Origin of the sequence: Sulfurovum sp. (assembly GCF_041562805.1) — a bacterium.
GTDB lineage: Bacteria > Campylobacterota > Campylobacteria > Campylobacterales > Sulfurovaceae > Sulfurovum.
Window position 1 is genome coordinate 1 of the sequence record NZ_JBFFOH010000044.1, and the last position, 18,303, is coordinate 18,303.

Below are 18,303 nucleotides of genomic sequence, written 5' to 3' on the forward strand. Positions count from 1 at the left end.
GGCGACCGGCGGTCTCGGCTACCCTGTCCTCGGTGCCGAAGGCGACGGTTTCGAGATGGCCAAACAGGTCGGTCACAAGATCACACCCCTGCACCCTGCCATGATGCCGCTCAAAACCAAAGAGAGCTGGGTCGAGAACTGTTTTGAACTATGGAATATTTCTACTTGTAACTGAAATAAATATACTAATGGACTTCAAAGAAACACTGAAATAACTATGACTTATTTCATACTAATTGAATTCTAAAAACTGACCAATTAGTTCTGTTTACAATGAATAGATATCTCTTTGTGAATCAACAACTTTAGAACCAACTTACGAAGAGAAAATCAGTACCTAAATATGCAGCTGTTGTTTTGAGCTTTTTGAAATTAATTTTTGATTTGTACAGAAATCAGTTTTTAAAACTTCTTCTATATTTTAAATGAGTTGAGATCTTTTCTAGAGCATCTGGAATGTTATCCAAGATAGTTAAAGCAGCTTCATCCGATAAATTTTTTTCCAAATTTTCTATTATTTTTTCTTTTTCATTAATAGTTATGAAATGTACTGCACGATCAGATAATGCTAATGAGTAGCTTTTAAAAATATCAATAAGTTGTTTCTTAGCATTTTCCTTTGAAATTGATAAAAAATTTTTATTTTTAATAGCTACCTTCAAAACTCGTTGAAGTAACAACAAAGAGACAATTTGTTGACGATGGTTAACAATGGAAGACCAAAAGACATTTGCTGTATGCAGATCTTTGTAAATAGAAGCAATACTCATTTCAAGTGAAGCATTTAACAATAGTGTGTTTAGCTCATCAATATTTTTGTTTTCTTCAAACTCTTTATAAGTTTTTTCGAAAATTTCTAATGTAAGTTTGTTGATACCTACAGGCAAATTATCTTGTAGGTACATATTATTTTGACCAGTTAATAACCAGTCAAGATTAATCAAAGGATAAGATTTTTTTAATTTTCTAAAAAAATCGTTTCCTGGAAAAACTGCATTATTACAATATCTATTCACCATTTGGGCATTCACATCAATATTGTTTGCGAATTTAGACTGTGACACATGTAATGTTTGTATAAAATATAAAAGCCTATCACCAAAATTATCCAAAATACAATTCCTTTAATAAACACAATATTTAAAAAAGTATATACTCATAAAGCAATACAAATCATGCAACCTATTATAGCGTTCTTATAGTTGTAAAAAAATGAGTGTCTTTATGAAAAATATGCGTAAATTCTTTGATACTTTTGACGTTCCACTACTTCAGATACCTGGAGGCCATGCTCCTGTTTTAATTATTAATGGAGAAGTTACTGTCTTTGCCTTATTCTATGCAAGAGAATTACAGCGCCTAGGTTATGCCAACGGTACAATCGAAAGAAAATTGGAAAGCATAGGTAGACTCTGGGATTTTTACCTTAGTACACCAAAGCATATGCATGACAAGAGCTTTTTAAAAGCATTCTGTGAAGCTAGGATTCATGGTACTGTTCAGCCCGATGGTAGCGATTCAACAGGACTATATTGGACTCCCCCTCAATACGATACTGCCATGAGAGACTTTAGGCATGTAAGTGACTACATAGAGTTTGCAGCAGGACACTTTGACGCCATTTCTCTGAATCCAAAAGAGAAAGCCTATCAAGGTTCACTTGAATATGCTCGACAACATGAAAGGAAGAAAAAACATAGTCTTCTCTACTTCAGCACTCTTACCGATAAGCACGTTATCAAACGCAAGAATAGTCGTATAGATAGATATGGAAAGTCGAGCGATGACAATATACAATACAAGTTCTTCCCTCCCCACAAAACAACAGAACTAATCAACGTAATGACTAGTAATAGGGACAAAATGATTGTCATGCTCCTGGCATTCGGTGGCATAAGAATCAGTGAACTGCTTCACCTTCATGTGGTGGATGTTAGAAAGGATAAGGATGGCACTGCCAAAATTGCACTTGTTAATCCTGTCGAAGGCACTAACCTATGGATAGAGAAAAAGGAAGGCAAAGAATTTAAACGCAAAGGTACAAGAAGGCAATATCTAGCAAAAATGCACGGCCTGTTGCCAAGAAATATAATATCTACAAAAGATGGCCTATATCTTGGTTGGAAAGGTATGGCTGAAGATGACGGAACGAATCATGTGAGCTATGTGGAATGGACTGTAAAAGAGATAGGACAAGCGTTCTACTCCCTCCATAAGCAATATATTAAAGAGAGAGCTGCTTACGGACAAAGGCATCCATATTACTTTGTCGTACAAACAGGTCAGACAAAGGGACAGCCACTCAGAATGACGAGTCTCGTAAATCATCTTAAAAATAAATTTCAACAAATAGGACTAGACAGTTCTGACTTGAATGTCGGTCCACATGCTTTACGCCACTACTATGGTTATTTTGCCGCCAATGTCCTTGGACTAAGTGCTGATATTGTTCAAGAAATGATGCATCACAGAAGTAGATCAAGCACCGAGCGCTACTACAAACTTACAAAAGACACTGTTCGAAAAGCCTTAGAAAATGCTTACAAAAAAATGGCCACAGAGTATAAGGAACTTGCATGCTTGCACTAAGCTCCACTTTTGAAAATGAGTCAGGGCAGAAAATAACAGTTAATGAATTACGGGATCAAGTGATTCTGTTACAAGATATTAATAATCTAACATTAGACAGGATTGGTGAAGAAGTCAAGCGATACTACTGGAAAAGTTACTTGGATAAGGTCAGCGTTACTGACCAAAGGAAGAATAGTAACAAAAGAGATGATCTTATCCTAGCCTTTACTTACAGTTTAAATTCAGATGGCATCAGTATCACCTTTAGAAGAATTTCACTGCCCATATTGAAGAAGCATTTTGGATATAGTCCAATAAATCCAAACTCCAATTTCATCGGAGATGAATACATTAGCGCAACCAAAATCTACGAAAAGCACATTCAACCGCTTAGTATAAAGGAGCAAAAAGCCCTTTTAAATGAACTTTTAGAGGCCCATGGAAAGAAAATTATTAAGTATGGCAATGAAACAGAAGCTTTTCCTCCTCGTCTAACTGACGCCCTAATAGACTTCATGAAAACAAAGGGTGTAAAGCATGTATACGATGAAGTATTAAGACGAAACAGCGAACGTCAATACTTCTATAAAGAGTTTATGAAGTTAATGCCTGAATTAGAAGGGGGGACGAAGGGAACAATCGTCCAGTTAAGACAGACACTGACCATAATTGGCATGTTGATGAACAAGCAAGGCCTACTTCTTTTGCCATTTCTTTGGGCAAAAGAACAGTGGCTTGATTACATAAAAGATAGTTTATTTGAAGTTGCATCAAAGTTTATGTCACCACAGGTAAAGAAAGGACTGTTTATCTACGGGAAAAATGAATTTAGAGAACACGGTTCTATATATTCGTTTGTTGGCCTATTTCTTTGCTCAACTATAGCTAGCTATAAAGATTATACCCCGAAGATGAAATACATTATTAAAAATGCTGTTGAACATACACAATCACTTTACTTTGCCAACCAAGTGGTACAACACCTTTCAAAACTTCAGTTGCTTGTTGAAGCCGCTGGGTGTGAAAAGGAATGGATAAACTACGATCCGACCTTGCCTACCTTTAATGAAAGAAAAAATCCTACTGAAATACTTACACTCAGTTCTATTTATGAGAACGAGCTTGGTAACCATATAATTATCAATGAATATAGTGACAGAATTATAAAGTTAAAAGATGCAAACACTCAAATGCTAAATAACATAGCTATTGAAGTCAAACAATATCTTATGAAGTCGCATCTCGAAAATCTACGCTCAATCAGTCCTATAACTATTGCAAGAAAAGCTGAGAATGATCAAACTATCGTAGCTTTTAGTGCTCATAAGGTCAATGGAAAATACATAAATTTCACGAAAATAAGTATCGATTTGTTAAGACAACATTTTGGCTATAGCCACGTTCACCCAAACTATTCTGATGACAACACCATATCAATCCATGAGTTTTATGTAAAACATATACAACCACTCCATCTCAAGGAACAACAAATTCTTTATGATGAACTGTTGAGTAAGCACGGAAAAAAAATCGCTAGATTTACAGATCGCAGAGAATCTTTCCCTTTTGACATAGTTGACTTTTTAATTGAAGTCATTAAAACCAAGGGTGTAGAATATGTTTACAACGGAGCATTAATGCTTAGTAAGGAACCTTATTTCTATAAAAGATTTATGCAGCGCATACTCCGGATGGATACTTTTTCATATGGGACAACAGGACCGTTAAATACAGCTCTGGTACTAGTGGGCATGCAGTTACGAAAACATAACATACTGTTACTACCATTCATGTGGATTAAAGATGTTTGGAAGCAATCAGGGTTGAACCAAGCTGCAACACTATTGATGTCTGAACAAGTCAAAAAGACACTCAATAATTTCAAGTATCTTACAAACCAAATAAACGAAGGATCCTTGTCTAACGAGATTGATACAGTCGTTGGACTATATCTTTGCTCAACTATAAAGAGTCACAAAGATTTTACACCGATGCTTAAATACATCATACAAAATATTGGGGATAACTCAACTCGAAAAAATTCTTACTCAACGCAACTTAAAACACATCTTTACAGACTTCAACGTTACGCAATAGCTTCTGGTCATATAAGGAATTGGAAAGAGTATCAACCAGCTAGGACATCGATAGATTTAATCTATCTCAAAGACGAGGCAAAGAAATACCCCCATTTAATAGAGTGGATTAAATTAGCTAACACATATTTATCGACCGATGTTGCACAAAGAAGAAAAGCAGTTCATCAACATGAGAACGCAATAAAGCAATGGATCATCTTCTTGGGCACCTTAAAACAACCTCCATTGAAACCAACGGAGGCATCGCGACAAAAACATATCAGAAATGTTCTAGACCCGGACAATAAAAAATATTTTTACAATGTCATAACCAATTTTACAATCGCAGCTAAGCAAAAAAATCTATATTTACGTAGAGTTCAAATGTTTTTTAATTTCATACATGACTCATTATTTTATGAAATGCCAACTCTGATTATAGATGATGATAAACTATTCTTGGGAGGCCAGCGTAACAAGACTGCTAGGAAGCGCATTCCGACATCATTATTGTCCGTAGCAAAAGTTCTCTTATTTAAGGAAACAGCGCATATTGAAACATTCCAATCAGCTAAAAATGCAATGTATAACCAGCAAACTAGAGAGACAAAAATAGTATGGTGGCCTGGTTACAAAAACCTTATGAAAATATTGCTTTTTCTTCCGATTAGAAACAAGCAAGGGCGTTGGGTTGATTCGGGAGAGCTTGACGAGTTCATTATAGACTATAAAAAAATGGAGTATTTCAAAAACCCATCACCTTATGCAATCAAAGGACGAAAAAGTTGCGTTCTACAGATCGAGATAGATCCGATAACATCTGAAAAGCATTTTATTTTCTATGTGTCAACAAATAAAACAGGTCATCCTTACAAGATACCTTATGTTCCATATGAGATTATTGAAGCAATTAAAGACCAACAGGAATTTAACCAAATTTGGGCACAACCACTAACGAAACCTGTCAAAGCTGTAGATAAAGCAAGTAAAGAACCTGAAAAAGCATCCAAACTCTATCCAGACATTTGCCCTTTATTTAGACTTCCGGTGGGCAAGATAACTGACAACCAGGCAATTGATGGAGACCGTTTAATGAAATTTTTCATTCACTTACTGGAGGGTGTTCAAGCTATTGTAAACAACGAGGGCAAAGATATAACCCTAGTAACTTATCAGAAACCAGGGTCTTCAAGGAAGAAGGCATTATTTGATATTCATGCTTTACGTGTAACTGGTATATCTGAGCTAATCGAAGCAGGTGTTCCAGTGGATATCGTCGCCGAATTTGTTGCAGGACACGCGAATCAAGTCATGACACTTTATTATAATGTTCAAAAGCACACTAAAGTAAGAGAAGAACTAGAGAAAGCAAGAAATGATATTAACGCCAAAGAGACAATCATAGACTTCATGGAAGACTTAGATGAATTCGAAGAATATCTACTTGTAAACGAAGCGGATGGTGATAAGAATGTTTCTTTGGACTTCTTGTCAGCAAAAGATAGCCTAACTCAAATTTCATTAGACGGTATATGTCCAGGGGTTTCTTGTTCAACAGTCGGTAGAGATGATAAATGCTGTCCAAAATGCCCTGTGTGGATGACTGGGCCCGCCTTCCTTGTTGGACAAACCATGAAGATCAATACATTGATATTTCAAATTAGAAAAAGTGCTGAAAAGCTTGCTTCATACAGAAAAGATAAAATTGCGGAAACCAATCCTCTTCGGACGCAACATCTGATCTCACAGGAAGAATCTGAAACCTATACACTCGAGCAAATGCTCTCTGAGTGGGGTTTACGATATCGCTTTCTCCAAAGAAGTATTGCCATTGCAGATGACTTTGAAAACTTCGTCAACTCAAAAAATGCCAGTAGCAGGATGGCAATCCTTACGACTAATTCGACACTGCCATCAATAAAACTAGAAGAGTCCGATGAGCTTGGCATTCTCAACCATATCTGTCAAGCCGGTGCAATTTTTGAAGAAATGACTATTCAAGAGGCGCAATATGATTTGGAATATTTACTCAATCAACTGCTAGGAAAAAATGGCATTTATCCATTTCTTGTATTACTTGATAAAGAAACAGCGAAGAAGACCTCATTAATGCTTGTCGATGGGTTGCTCGCAAGATATAACAGTTCTGAATTGCTAGAAATGATAAATGGAAACAAATCGTTGGATCAAGAGGACATTGATTTCATTTCAAGCCATGTTAAAGATACAGACAACATGATAATTAACAACACAATTTATTTAGAGAAAAAGCATGAATAATTATAATAAAAAATCTGACCAACTATATAATGAATTATATGATTTAGCAACGTCAGAAAAGAAGAAAACTTCTATATCAAATATCAAAAAAGCATGTGATACTTTAGCTTCAAAGCATAATAAAATCACAGTTGCTTCCGTAGGTCAATACTGTGTCAAAGCATGGAAAACGCCAAAAGCACAAAGCATTAGGAATGATAAAGGTTATGTACAGTATATCAACGCTCGGGAAGAAGAACGGCCGAAGCTGGGGCCTGCTAAAGATAAAGAGACTCCAATCATAGTAAAGGATCAAGCTGCACAAGCTGTAATTGATATTCTACAAGATGAAATTAAAGAGCTAAAAAGATCTATATCCAATCTTAAGAATGGTATTCGCCAAATTGCCCCAATAGATATTGACAAATTTATTTCTGAAAACCTGCGAGGGGATAGCACTCCTCAGGATTTACTCAAGAAACATTCTAGCAATGAGACAAATAAAGAGACTACAATTTATGATACGCTTATCATAGAGATAATAGAAGCATTGAATAAACAACTTTTGAAAAAATATTGTCAAATATCAATTGACTATAAAAACGGTGTTATTTTTAATAGTGACACTGGTGCAACATATTGGGAAATTCCCAGTAATCAAGATATATAACAATAATTAACGTCAATATTTATCTCTTTCTTCTATAATAACGCAATGAAAAATAAAAACTATGATTTGATTGTTATTGGTGCAGGTGCAGCCGGTATCATGGCATCCATTATCGCGGCACGTAATGGCAAAAATGTACTCTTACTCGAAAAGCTCTCTCAAATCGCTGCTAAGCTAAAAGCAACAGGTGGAGGGAGATGTAATCTAACCAACACCCTCTCAAATGAAGAATTTATGGGTCGTTTTGGACGTGACGGACGTTTTATGCAAGAAGCGCTTAAATTATTTGATCACAACGATTTAGTCGCATTTTTCGACTCTATTGGAGTTGAAACTCATGCACCTGATGGATACCGTGTCTTTCCCACTTCTCACAGTTCACTTACTATTATTGAAGCACTAAAAAGTGAGATGGAAAAACTCGGTGTGACAGTTTTGAGCTCCCAAAAAGTTGAAAAAATTCTCATAGATGATGAACGAACCAAAGGAGTAAAAACCACCAAGGATAGCTTTTTCGCTCCAAATGTCATCATTGCCACTGGAGGACTTGGCTACCCTGTTCTTGGCGCTGAAGGGGATGGCTATACTATGGCATCTGAACTTGGGCACAAAATTACAGCACTTCATCCTGCCATGATGCCTTTACGCACCAAAGAAAAGTGGGAAAACTGCCGTGCTGACACCATCCCAAAAGTTGAACTGCGTGTCGCTCTACCGAAACACAAAAAACTCCGAGCCAATGGTGATCTCATTTTTACGAAAAATGGAATCCGAGGTCCTGTTGTGCTTGATTTTGCCCGAGATGTAACCCCACTTTTAGACACATACGGTGAAGTTCCAATTTTACTTAACCTCACTAAGGGGATGGATGAACACAAGATTTTGAACCATCTCAAAACTCAAGCACAAAACAACCCAGATCCAAAGATACTAGATCTCGTTGCCAGCCTATTGCCAAGGCCCCTCTCTGAAGAACTGTGTACTTTAAGCGGTATTGATCCAGAAGAACGTTGGGGTAAAATCGGTGGTGCACAAAAAGATACCCTCATCAAGACTCTCGCTTGGACACCGATGACTATTACAGGGCACGATGGTTTTAAAATGGCAATGATTACTAGAGGCGGTGTCAACCTCAAAGAAATAAATCCAAAAACGATGCAAAGCAAGCTGATACAAGGACTCTACTTTTGTGGAGAAGTTATGAACATCGATGGACCATGTGGAGGGTACAACCTTCAATGGAGTTTCTCTAGCGGAGCTTTGGCTGGAAAACTGTTACAATGAAAATGTTATAGATAATGAAATTTAACACTACAAAAACTATCACTAAACCTGCCTTTAAATACTTTATAAAGTCGCCCAACTTTCATTAGAGACATCTGTGAAAAAAAATTGAACTAGACTAAAGTGAGGCATAGTAGGAGCTCCCATCTGTTTAATCTTTTGAGCTTGATCTGCAATCTCTAAAACTGTACCGGACTGAAGGTATTGGACGTACCTTTTTGTTTCTACAATTGTGTCAAGCTCTATATTAACTATTTCAAATGTATTTTTATTGATCTTCATGAATGATTCCCATGATAGTTCAACTTGATCAAATAAAACAGATTTAACAATACTTGAAAAAGGTCGGCTTTTATGGCCTAACTTAAATAAGGTGACGACACTCTTCTGAATTCCTAAATCATCACCATGTTGTATTGCAGTTATATATTTTAATACAGCATTGTATATATTAGCCATCTTTTCCTCCCTCGAATCAGTCAAAGTTGCACGATGCAAACCATAAACATTAATTGAATTTATTCCTAAAATACTTTTATTTCTTGCAGATATAAAACCGTATTTATTATACTTCAAATGCTTATATGGGGTAGGCCCTTTAAAAGGATGTAGTAATTGGGGAATGTATTTTTTTCTTCTTCTAACAAAAGATTTGTTATTTACCAGAAGTGCACTGTCTCTATTTGGTTTAAATTCAAAAAAATTCACTTTCCATTGTCTATTACATATGCTACAGGACAATAAGTAGTTATACCAATTATATGCCAACCACCAAAAACCATTACAAGCAATAATGGAACCTTGTTGACCACGCATGTTAACCATATCTGTAACTTCGTATCCAGTCGAATGTAATTTTTTTACTAAGCCTTTTGGAAAGAAATGTTCCACATCTGGATGCGTAGTTAACTTTTCCTCACAATAAGCACATTTATTATATTGAGCTTTAACAAATACTTTTTTAAATTTAGGAATTCCCCATACAGAATTAAAAGTTATGTTTTTTTCTGGAAATAATGAGTTCACTTGATCACGGATTGAATCTCTTTCTGTTTCTGTTGTTTGAATAAAGTCATCGTGTATTTTTGGTTGTACATATTGTTCCATTTGATCAACTTTCTTCTAACCGTTTCTTTGCTTGTAAATATATTTTGTTTCTTAACTCTGATTTAGATATTTTTTGGCCATCTTCTTCCATTCGTTCATTCTCTTCGCGCATTATTTGGGCAGCGACGGATTGAGCCATCCTTTCTATTCTATTTTCTACATAGATATTTAATTTATCCGCCAAGTCATATTCAAGAGATTTAACCTCATGAGAATTGATATCCTTATAAAGAGCTTGTTGATATTGTTTATATAATAAGACGGTGTCGTTGTCATAAGTAGATTCTAGATCGAACCATGATCCGGTAAGTATTTGTTCCACATTAAGACCAGTGGGTATATTTAAGTACTCCATTTTTACTATGCCTTCTTGATTTCTCTCAAGGTGCACAATCTCATTATTTTTAAATCCTCTTAAACATAGTGGATCGTGAGTTGTAATAATAAAATTAACATTAGGAAAAGCTTCTCGTAATGAAGAAATAATTTTTAATTTCCATTTTGGATGTAAGTGAACTTCTAGCTCATCAATTAAAACTATTCCACGAAAGTAATCTATATCATTTAGTTCACCACTCCAATTATAAATAATATTTGTCACTATAGAAAATATACTCTTATAACCGTCGCTAAGCTCTTTTAATGGGATTTTAATATCATTGTTTTGTAGATAAACTTGTCCCCCCTGTCTAATAAAAAAGCTGGCATTATCTAAATGTAAAATACTTTTTAATATTTTTGCAATTCTTGTAAAGGTTGATTCTTCAACATATTTAGAATTTGCTAACCATGATTCTGTAAGAGGTAAATAAAGACTTGGGTTAAAAAGGTTATCAAGGGATATCGGATTTGCAGTCGGTATAGTGGAATCGTTTGGTGCTGGTAATCTTATTGCACTATATCCAAGGATGGGGATATATGGTCGAGATTGATTATCATCCATAGATTCATCTAAAATTTGAGACTTATCAGAAAAGTTCAGTTGGATATACGAATCAGTCTGTGTAAAATATAGTTTAATTTCACCTTTTGATGTACCTTTTCTAAGTATAGATGCAACATCTTTTACATATTTTTCTCTTTGTTCTTTAGACATAAAGATTAAAGCAATAGCTTGTAGAATAGACGATTTTCCACTACCATTTTCACCTATGATTGCCATACATGATTGATCTTTATTATCACTTTCAAATTCTATTGTCAAATCTTCTATAGATTTAAAATTACTGATTTTAATTTTCCTAATCCAATCATACGCTTTAAACTTGGATTCAAATTCAACTAGAGTTTGTTCTTCTATTATGGTGAAAGGTGATGCTTGATCAATAATATCTTTATAGGCAGTTCTTCTAGCGAAGATGTATGAATTAGTATCATCCATTTCCGTAGCTAATTCATTAAAAAAATGGGGATGTTCATTTGATTTAACATCTAATGATTCAAATTCGGATATTAAATCTTTCCAATTTCGAAGCTTTGTAATTTGTTGCATTAAAGATGCGGTACTATCATATGCACGAAATCGTTCTTTGACTAAATCTGATCTATTTAATCCAAAAAAATTGATTGTGTTAATTCCTTTAAAGGTCAACCCTTCAAATAGACCATTTTTTAAGCACTTAAGTTCCTTATCAATATTGTCTTCACATGGATTTAATATTATTGCTCCATCAATTCCATAGTCTTTACCCAGAGAAGTTGGTGCTCGTCCTCCTTTTGCGCGATTACATGTTGGACAAGATAAAAATAAATTATCCCAATCATAAGCTCTTTCCCAATATAAACTTTTTGGCCAAAAATGGGTTATATCAGATCCACCAACAAGTGGTGTTTCACAAAATGCACATTTACCATTAAACAAGTTTTGTAGTGTTTCTTTTACTTTATTATTGCTCCAGACCCGATAACTAAATTTGGGACGAAATTGCTCTTTCGATTCGCTATGCAATTGCTCATATTCAACCCTTATTTTTGTTAAAGCCTCATGTGCGTCATTTTTATTTATGGGATTGACTGCTCGGTTTCTATCTATATATATCATGACTATACCTTTTACTTCTTACACAAATTAAACATCTAAAAAATTTTCTATAAACGTAATCAGCTTATCTAACACCCTAGAAACTATTTTTCGTCTTGCTAGCAATTAAGATTTGACCTAAACGTTTTCTATATCATCTGCGATTAGCTTTCTCTGATCATATAAATATGTTGAATACATACTTTATAAAATTTTGATGAGTATATCAAACCAACAGAGTTGAAGATGTTAAACTGGGAATATCCTGTATGATAATAGTGAGCGGTAGAGTAAAAGAAACAAATTGAGGTTTACCATTTTTTTCGTATTCATTTTCTCACTTCAGAACCTCACATTATCGAGTATTTATAGCTCATGTCCACTCCGTAAAATATCCATCCCATACTTCTCCCTCGCCTTGCTGACCGCAGAATCAAGCCGGTGCATCTTCTTATCGTTCTCAAACTCAAATATATCCACCGCCTTCGGATCATGATGCAGGAACTTCGTAGCACTCATACTGATATAGAGTATGGGTAGTGTCAGATAAATGTCAAGTTCCATAAATTTCTCCCTGGCAAAGTGCTGAATGAACTGCTCGTTGAAGATCCGGTAGGTGGTGTACTGTTTCTTGCTTCTGAGATGGTGTTCATAGCCGATACCAAAGAAGAAAGTGGTCGGATTGACCTTCAACCGCTCGATCGTGTGTGTCCAGTGTCGTACCATCACCGTTACACGGCGATAGAACTCTTTTCGATCGAGGATAGGCCGGTCCATACTTCGTGATATTCCGACCCCTTTACGGCTCTGTTTTGCACTGACACCTTCATGATCTGTACCGCTAAGTCTGGCATATAGGTCTCTTCCCTGACGTCCCCACCCTTCAAAGAGACTTTTGGCTGTCAGGGCATCTGCGATGGTCTTGATACCATAACGTTCCATCCGTTTGCCAAAGGCCCTACCTACACCCGGGAACTCATGGATATCGATCTCTTTAACGAAGTCATGGATTTCATTGTCATGGACCACTTTCAGTCCATAAGGCTTTACCCTGGAAGTTGCCAGTTTCGCAATCCATTTGGCATTACAAGCCCCAATAGAGACCGGTAGCAGCATTTCTCTCGCTACCTTGTCCTGGAGGTAAGCAATAAAATCGTACATATCCTTATCATCTATCCATCCGGTGACATCACCGAAGAGTTCATCTATGCTGTATTGTTCCACCAATGGAATCTCTTTACCCAGCATCTCCATCATCTCATGCGAAAGGGTATGGTAGAGCAGATGGTCCGGTGGCAGTAATATTGCTTGTGGACAGAGGCTCAGGGCCTCTCTGATGCTCATGGCGGTCTTCACTCCACAACGCCTTGCCTCATAGCTTGCAGTCGTCACAATACCGCGTATTCTGTTTCCTTCGAAGAAATAGCTTGAAGCGTCGTGTTCGGAATGAAAGAGCGAAGGAACAAAGGCACCCTGATTGAGTTGGATCAGCTTCTTAGCTTTGGCCGGCTTTTTGTCAAAGATGAAGGGATCACCTCGTCCTCCTACTATCAGGGGTTTACCGATGAGATCAATGTTACGGGTACGTTCGGCAGAAGCAAAAAAACTATCCAAATCAAGGTGCAATATCATAGTGACATAATATGACCGATTGCTAGATTTCAGCTTTTTTCTTGCAGGGTGACATAGAGTGTCATCATGAAAAGATATATGGAATTCGAAGAGTTGTTGGCTGCTTTTTTCATGGCCTACTTCTATTACGGCAAGATCAAATATGGCAGTAGAGAATACAGTGAAGCACGTTTGGGAAGTATGACCGCCTATAAGAGTGTTATGCAGCTTTACAAGCCTTTTCTGCTAAAAAGAGAGCGTGTTCTACGTGATCAGATCGTCCAGCGTTTTATCTATCTGCAGGAGAAGGCAGAAGCGTTGGCGGATGATGAATTTAAAAGAGTGTTTCTGGAGACATTGGCGAAAGTAGATCCACGTCGTCGTTTACAGGAGAGTTGACACGGGTAGAGACTTTATATGTTGCCATACGATCACTCCTGTACGGATTCAGAAGATCATACAGCACTTCGGGCTCAGTCACTGCACTGTCCAGCCATAAAGCCCAGGACTCTTTGGGAATAATAACCGGCATACGGTCGTGGATCGGTTGCATCAATGCATTAGCCTCGGTCGTGATGATCGCCGAGGAGGTGATGATCTTATCGTGTTCATTATCATACCACTCGTCCCAGATGGCACCTAGGGCAAAGTAGTCCTGTTCTGTCGGGTGAAACCAGTAAGGCTGCTTATAGCTACCCTCCTGATGCCATTCGTAAAAACCGTTGACCGGTATGAGCGCACGTTTGTGCCTGAACGAACCGCGGAACATCGGTTTCCCGTTGATTGTCTCTGCTCGAGCATTGATTGGATGGATCTTTGGTTGCTTGACCCAATGAGGAATGAAGCCAAATGAGGTATTGGTGTAGTGATGATTGCTTAGTAATGCAGGTAATTGCTGAGATGGTGCAATGTTGTAGTGTGGAGGTAGAGTCCCAATGTCATTGATGAAATCACCAAGTACTGCTTGGACATCATTGATGAAAAGGCCATCTGAAAAAAATCCGACACGTCCACACATATGAGCTCTTTTAACTTTTATAAAGTATATAATATTTATGACTGAACAGTAAAGTAGAAATATAAAATCATTTGATTAAAGCACCTTTTTGAGCACTGGCTTCTGGTACCAGCAGTCAGAGGTTCGAATCCTCTCGGGCGTGCCATATACGTACCCTTTCAAACTCCATAAACACCGACCTTTCCAGGTAATTTAAAAAACCTCAAAAAAACACACGAGTTATGTCAGAAATTAATTTTACGCACTTTTTTACGCGGTCACCATTTTAGGCCAAAATCATCCTTGTTTTAAGGCTTTACGGCTATTTTTGCCAGCGTAATGACTACTGGTATTCCGTACCAATGGAAAAGTTAATTATTTATGTTAGAATATGTTCAAATTATGAAAATATGGACAGAAAATGAGAGTTTCACAATACTACAATTTAGATCGCACTCAAGCATCTTTAGATTTTTTGGATGTTGATATATATAATGACATCAAACTTTATATAGACCCTTATGCATTCGAAATCATACCTTCCGAATTCTCGGATAGATGTAAATATTACATACAAAATTACTTTGACACACTTCTCAATTATATCCGAATTGGTGATAACTCATCTGCACAAGCCATACTCTTAGAATTGAGAGAACCAAATGAGACCCATTTAGGCGTGTCGCAAGAAGCCTCTAAAGGTAGAGGGTTGGGACCATTTTTGGCATCAAAGGTACTATCATCATTGCAGCAAAGTGAAGCTGTTCAAACTGGATTGCTTCAAAGCTTAGAGGAGAGTGCTTTATTGATTCGTGGAGTTGGATATGACATTATTTCTGACATAGTTACGAATATCATAAGAGCGGAATTAATACTTTACACTCAGTGTATGGCTGAGCACTATAATATCCCAATGGAAGACAATGTGGCATCCGGGCCAATGTGGAATCCAGAAACTAAGCGATGGTATACCAATTTAGTTAGACTCCCAAAAACTGATAGGGGGCCTCTACTTCTTGTGCCTAAAGCAATTGTACGTAAAAAGACCAACTATGATATTGATGAATATTACAATCATTATGTACTTGATTTTTTAAGAAGCCAAGAATTTCGGGCTAATAGCGGCTTAATAGAGATTTTAAAAAATGGTAAAGAACGTATTACAAAAAAAAGTCTAGAAGCAAAATATGGTACTGAAAAAAAAGAGGTTAGTATCAGGGAAACATTACGACATCCTGAAATTTTAGAGACTTATAGAGAAACCAAAGCAGACAAAGTATCATCTCCATTAGACCACGAAGAGTTAGCAATCATAGAAAATTCCACAATGCCTGACCTTCAAAAGTTGTTCGAAAATCTTCAAAAAATCCCAAAAGGGAAGAAGGATGCAGATGCTTATGAAAAGGTCATAGAGCAGCTAATCTCTGCAATTTTTTATCCTGATTTGATGTACCCAAAATTACAACATAACATTCACGATGGTCGAAAAAGAATAGATATAAAATACACGAATATTGCGCAAAAAGGATTTTTCTATTGGCTTGCTCTGAATTATCCAGCTTCTCATATTTATATTGAATGTAAAAATTACTCATTGGAATTGAAAAATCCTGAGTTTGACCAATTATCAGGAAGGTTTTCACCGAGTAGAGGGAAGTTTGGTTTGCTTGTATGTAGGAATATTACAGATAAAGAGCTAGCGATACAAAGGTGCATAGATACAGCTAAAGATGATAGAGGTTATATTTTAATACTTGAAGACAATGATTTTGAAGAATTGGTGGACATTCGTCAATCGTTAGATTACAACAATAAAATGTTTTCGTTTTTTCAACGAAAATTTGAGAAATTGGTAATGTAAAATTCTTTGAAAAGGTATCGTGATATGTTATTAAAAGTAGGGATTGACGAAGTTGCTTCAATGCATCAAGGTGTTGAAGATTGGAGCGTTAACATTTTTCCTTAGTATTTATTATCAGATACATAGTCAACAACTTTTATGGAGTTCAATCAACGGACATATTCGATATCTTCCGCTTGTATAGCATCCTGCAATAAATTCACTTATTTAAATATCTAACAACATGTTTTATGAGTCTACTTTTAAGTCTTAGTCGTATAGAATGTGCACCAATAAATAGTTAGGTTCACAGGGTATTCAAAACCATTTTAGAAGGATATAGCGTTTGTTTATAAAAGACAATTTTAATGAAGAGAACTTTGATCAAGGCTTAGTTGCAGCCGTTGGTCAAAGAATAACTAATGGTGAATATACAGATGCAATTCTTGCTGGAACAAAGTACCTTACAGACATGCTTAGAGAGAAGAGTAGTTCCGAAGGTGATGGTGCACAACTTGTAGGACAAGTCTTGGGCGGACATACACCAAAATTGCCTCTAAATAGTTTACAAACTGTTTCTGAAAAGGATGAGCAAAAAGGTATTGAGCAATTGTTACGTGGATACTATATTGGTATAAGGAATCCTAGAACACACGAAATCACTCAAGACACAGAAGAGTTTTGTATTCGCATTATGATCTTAATTGACACAATGTTGCAATATATAAATCGGGAGGTCGAAGAGTTTGATGTACCTGATTTTGTAAATAGAATTTACGACCCTCATTTTGTCGCTAGTAAAGAATATGCAGAAACATTAATCTCACAAGTACCAAATGATAAACTCATTGAGGTCTTCAAATATGCATTTGACCGCAGAGATGACGGTAGAATAAAAGATATTAAATTCGCTTTTACGGCAATCTACCAGTTACTTCCTGAAGATGATTTAAAATCTGCAATCGAATGTGTTGGAGAGTCTTTAAGAGTCGCAACTGATAATAGTAAGATCGCAGAACTTTTTAGATTATTAAAACCCAGTGCATGGCAATATTTGCAGAATGACGTAAAAATGCGTATTGAAAATATGGTTATAGAGAGTGCAAAAGTTGGTAGATATGACATATATTCTGGCATTGAAAAAGGTTCAATAGGCACATGGGGTAATACATTTGGGAAATATTTTTCGAGAAAAGATGATTTAGTAGCCGTCTTGCTATCTAGATTAACAAGTGATTGGTATACTCAAAACTATGTTGGTGAGTATTTTATGTATTCTTTGCCAGCTATGATTACACGTGATGAACAAATGGAATTATTAGCTGAAAACTTGTCCTATGCAGCCTTAAGTAATCAAGCCAAAATTGTAAGAAGTCAGTTACTAGAAGTCTGTGAAAACTATCCAGCCCACCTAAAAAAATTACTCAAAGTTTCTGTCCAAGAAAGAAAAAACAATGATTCAGAATATGCAGAAGAATTATTGGATTTATTAACGTAGTTAACAATCACCTAACAAAACGTCGAGACCAATATAAAACCGGCAGACGGCTTTTTGATTACTCATTTTAAACGTTGTGTTTTAAGGAGACTAATTTGAGAATTATCACTATTTTAATTTTATTCCTTTTTTCATTTGCAACACTTGCTCAAGAAATCCCAAAGAATGCTCATAAAAATATTTATGCTAATGGTTGGTCTTGTGACAAAGGATTCAAGAAGTCAGATAATCAATGCTTAGCCGTACAAATACCAAAGAATGCACAACTTAGCTACCTAGGTAATAGCTGGGAATGTAAAAAGGGTTATCGAAGATCTGGCAATCAATGCTTAGCCGTACAAATACCAAAGAATGCACAACTTAGCTAC

The 18,303-nt window shown here is 36.3% G+C and carries 13 protein-coding genes and 1 pseudogene; 9 read left to right on the forward strand and 5 right to left on the reverse strand.

All coding sequences use genetic code 11. From position 1 onward, the window contains the following. Positions 1-142: pseudogene (locus ABYK33_RS07200) on the forward strand (NAD(P)/FAD-dependent oxidoreductase); the annotation flags it as partial. Between the two features lie 253 nt (positions 143-395). Here the strand turns inward: ABYK33_RS07200 and ABYK33_RS07205 are convergent. Then, entirely contained in the window at positions 396-1,112 is a 717-nt protein-coding gene (locus tag ABYK33_RS07205) for a hypothetical protein (RefSeq protein ID WP_373032382.1), read from the reverse strand. A 112-nt stretch (positions 1,113-1,224) separates the two neighbouring features. Here ABYK33_RS07205 and ABYK33_RS07210 point away from each other — a divergent pair, with 112 nt between their 5' ends. From ABYK33_RS07210 to ABYK33_RS07225, 4 genes are read left to right on the forward strand one after another with little or no spacing between them, the layout of a single operon-like run. Beyond that, positions 1,225-2,589, forward strand: a complete 1,365-nt coding sequence (locus ABYK33_RS07210; protein WP_373032383.1) for a tyrosine-type recombinase/integrase — start codon at positions 1,225-1,227, stop codon at positions 2,587-2,589. Further along, complete coding sequence (locus tag ABYK33_RS07215) at positions 2,577-6,929, forward strand: VPA1269 family protein (protein ID WP_373032384.1); 4,353 nt, start codon at positions 2,577-2,579, stop codon at positions 6,927-6,929. Before ABYK33_RS07210 ends, ABYK33_RS07215 begins: the two co-directional genes overlap by 13 nt. Further along, complete coding sequence (locus tag ABYK33_RS07220; RefSeq protein WP_373032385.1) at positions 6,922-7,578, forward strand: hypothetical protein; 657 nt, start codon at positions 6,922-6,924, stop codon at positions 7,576-7,578. Before ABYK33_RS07215 ends, ABYK33_RS07220 begins: the two co-directional genes overlap by 8 nt. Positions 7,579-7,623: 45 nt before the next feature. After that, complete coding sequence (locus ABYK33_RS07225; protein WP_373032386.1) at positions 7,624-8,862, forward strand: NAD(P)/FAD-dependent oxidoreductase; 1,239 nt, start codon at positions 7,624-7,626, stop codon at positions 8,860-8,862. 63 nt (positions 8,863-8,925) lie between these two features. Here the strand turns inward: ABYK33_RS07225 and ABYK33_RS07230 are convergent, their stop codons facing one another. From ABYK33_RS07230 to ABYK33_RS07240, 3 genes are all read right to left on the reverse strand, one after another. Further along, complete coding sequence (locus tag ABYK33_RS07230; protein ID WP_373032387.1) at positions 8,926-9,969, reverse strand: hypothetical protein; 1,044 nt, start codon at positions 9,967-9,969, stop codon at positions 8,926-8,928. A gap of 4 nt (positions 9,970-9,973) precedes the next feature. Beyond that, the gene (locus ABYK33_RS07235; protein WP_373032388.1) at positions 9,974-12,010 is read right to left on the reverse strand and encodes an AAA family ATPase; all 2,037 of its coding nucleotides are present in this window, start codon (positions 12,008-12,010) and stop codon (positions 9,974-9,976) included. A 345-nt stretch (positions 12,011-12,355) separates the two neighbouring features. Beyond that, positions 12,356-13,621, reverse strand: coding sequence for a DNA polymerase IV (locus ABYK33_RS07240; protein WP_373032389.1), 1,266 nt, complete (start codon positions 13,619-13,621; stop codon positions 12,356-12,358). Between the two features lie 66 nt (positions 13,622-13,687). On the opposite strand from ABYK33_RS07240, the gene ABYK33_RS07245 reads away from it, so the two are divergent. Continuing rightward, positions 13,688-13,999 (forward strand): hypothetical protein, encoded by a 312-nt coding sequence (locus tag ABYK33_RS07245; RefSeq protein WP_373032390.1) that lies wholly within the window; start codon positions 13,688-13,690, stop codon positions 13,997-13,999. Here ABYK33_RS07245 and ABYK33_RS07250 read toward each other — a convergent pair. After that, positions 13,935-14,618: an SOS response-associated peptidase gene (locus ABYK33_RS07250; protein ID WP_373032391.1), complete on the reverse strand. Its 684-nt coding sequence runs from the start codon at positions 14,616-14,618 to the stop codon at positions 13,935-13,937. The two genes, ABYK33_RS07245 and ABYK33_RS07250, sit on opposite strands and share 65 nt — an antisense overlap. Before the next feature lie 400 nt (positions 14,619-15,018). Between ABYK33_RS07250 and ABYK33_RS07255 the strand changes: the two genes are divergently transcribed. From ABYK33_RS07255 to ABYK33_RS07265, 3 genes are all read left to right on the forward strand, one after another. After that, the gene (locus tag ABYK33_RS07255) at positions 15,019-16,458 is read left to right on the forward strand and encodes a hypothetical protein (protein WP_373032392.1); all 1,440 of its coding nucleotides are present in this window, start codon (positions 15,019-15,021) and stop codon (positions 16,456-16,458) included. A 325-nt stretch (positions 16,459-16,783) separates the two neighbouring features. Continuing rightward, positions 16,784-17,935, forward strand: a complete 1,152-nt coding sequence (locus ABYK33_RS07260) for a TIGR02391 family protein (protein WP_373032393.1) — start codon at positions 16,784-16,786, stop codon at positions 17,933-17,935. A 95-nt stretch (positions 17,936-18,030) separates the two neighbouring features. Continuing rightward, a partial coding sequence (locus ABYK33_RS07265) for a hypothetical protein (RefSeq protein ID WP_373032394.1) occupies positions 18,031-18,303 on the forward strand: 273 nt, incomplete at its 3' end.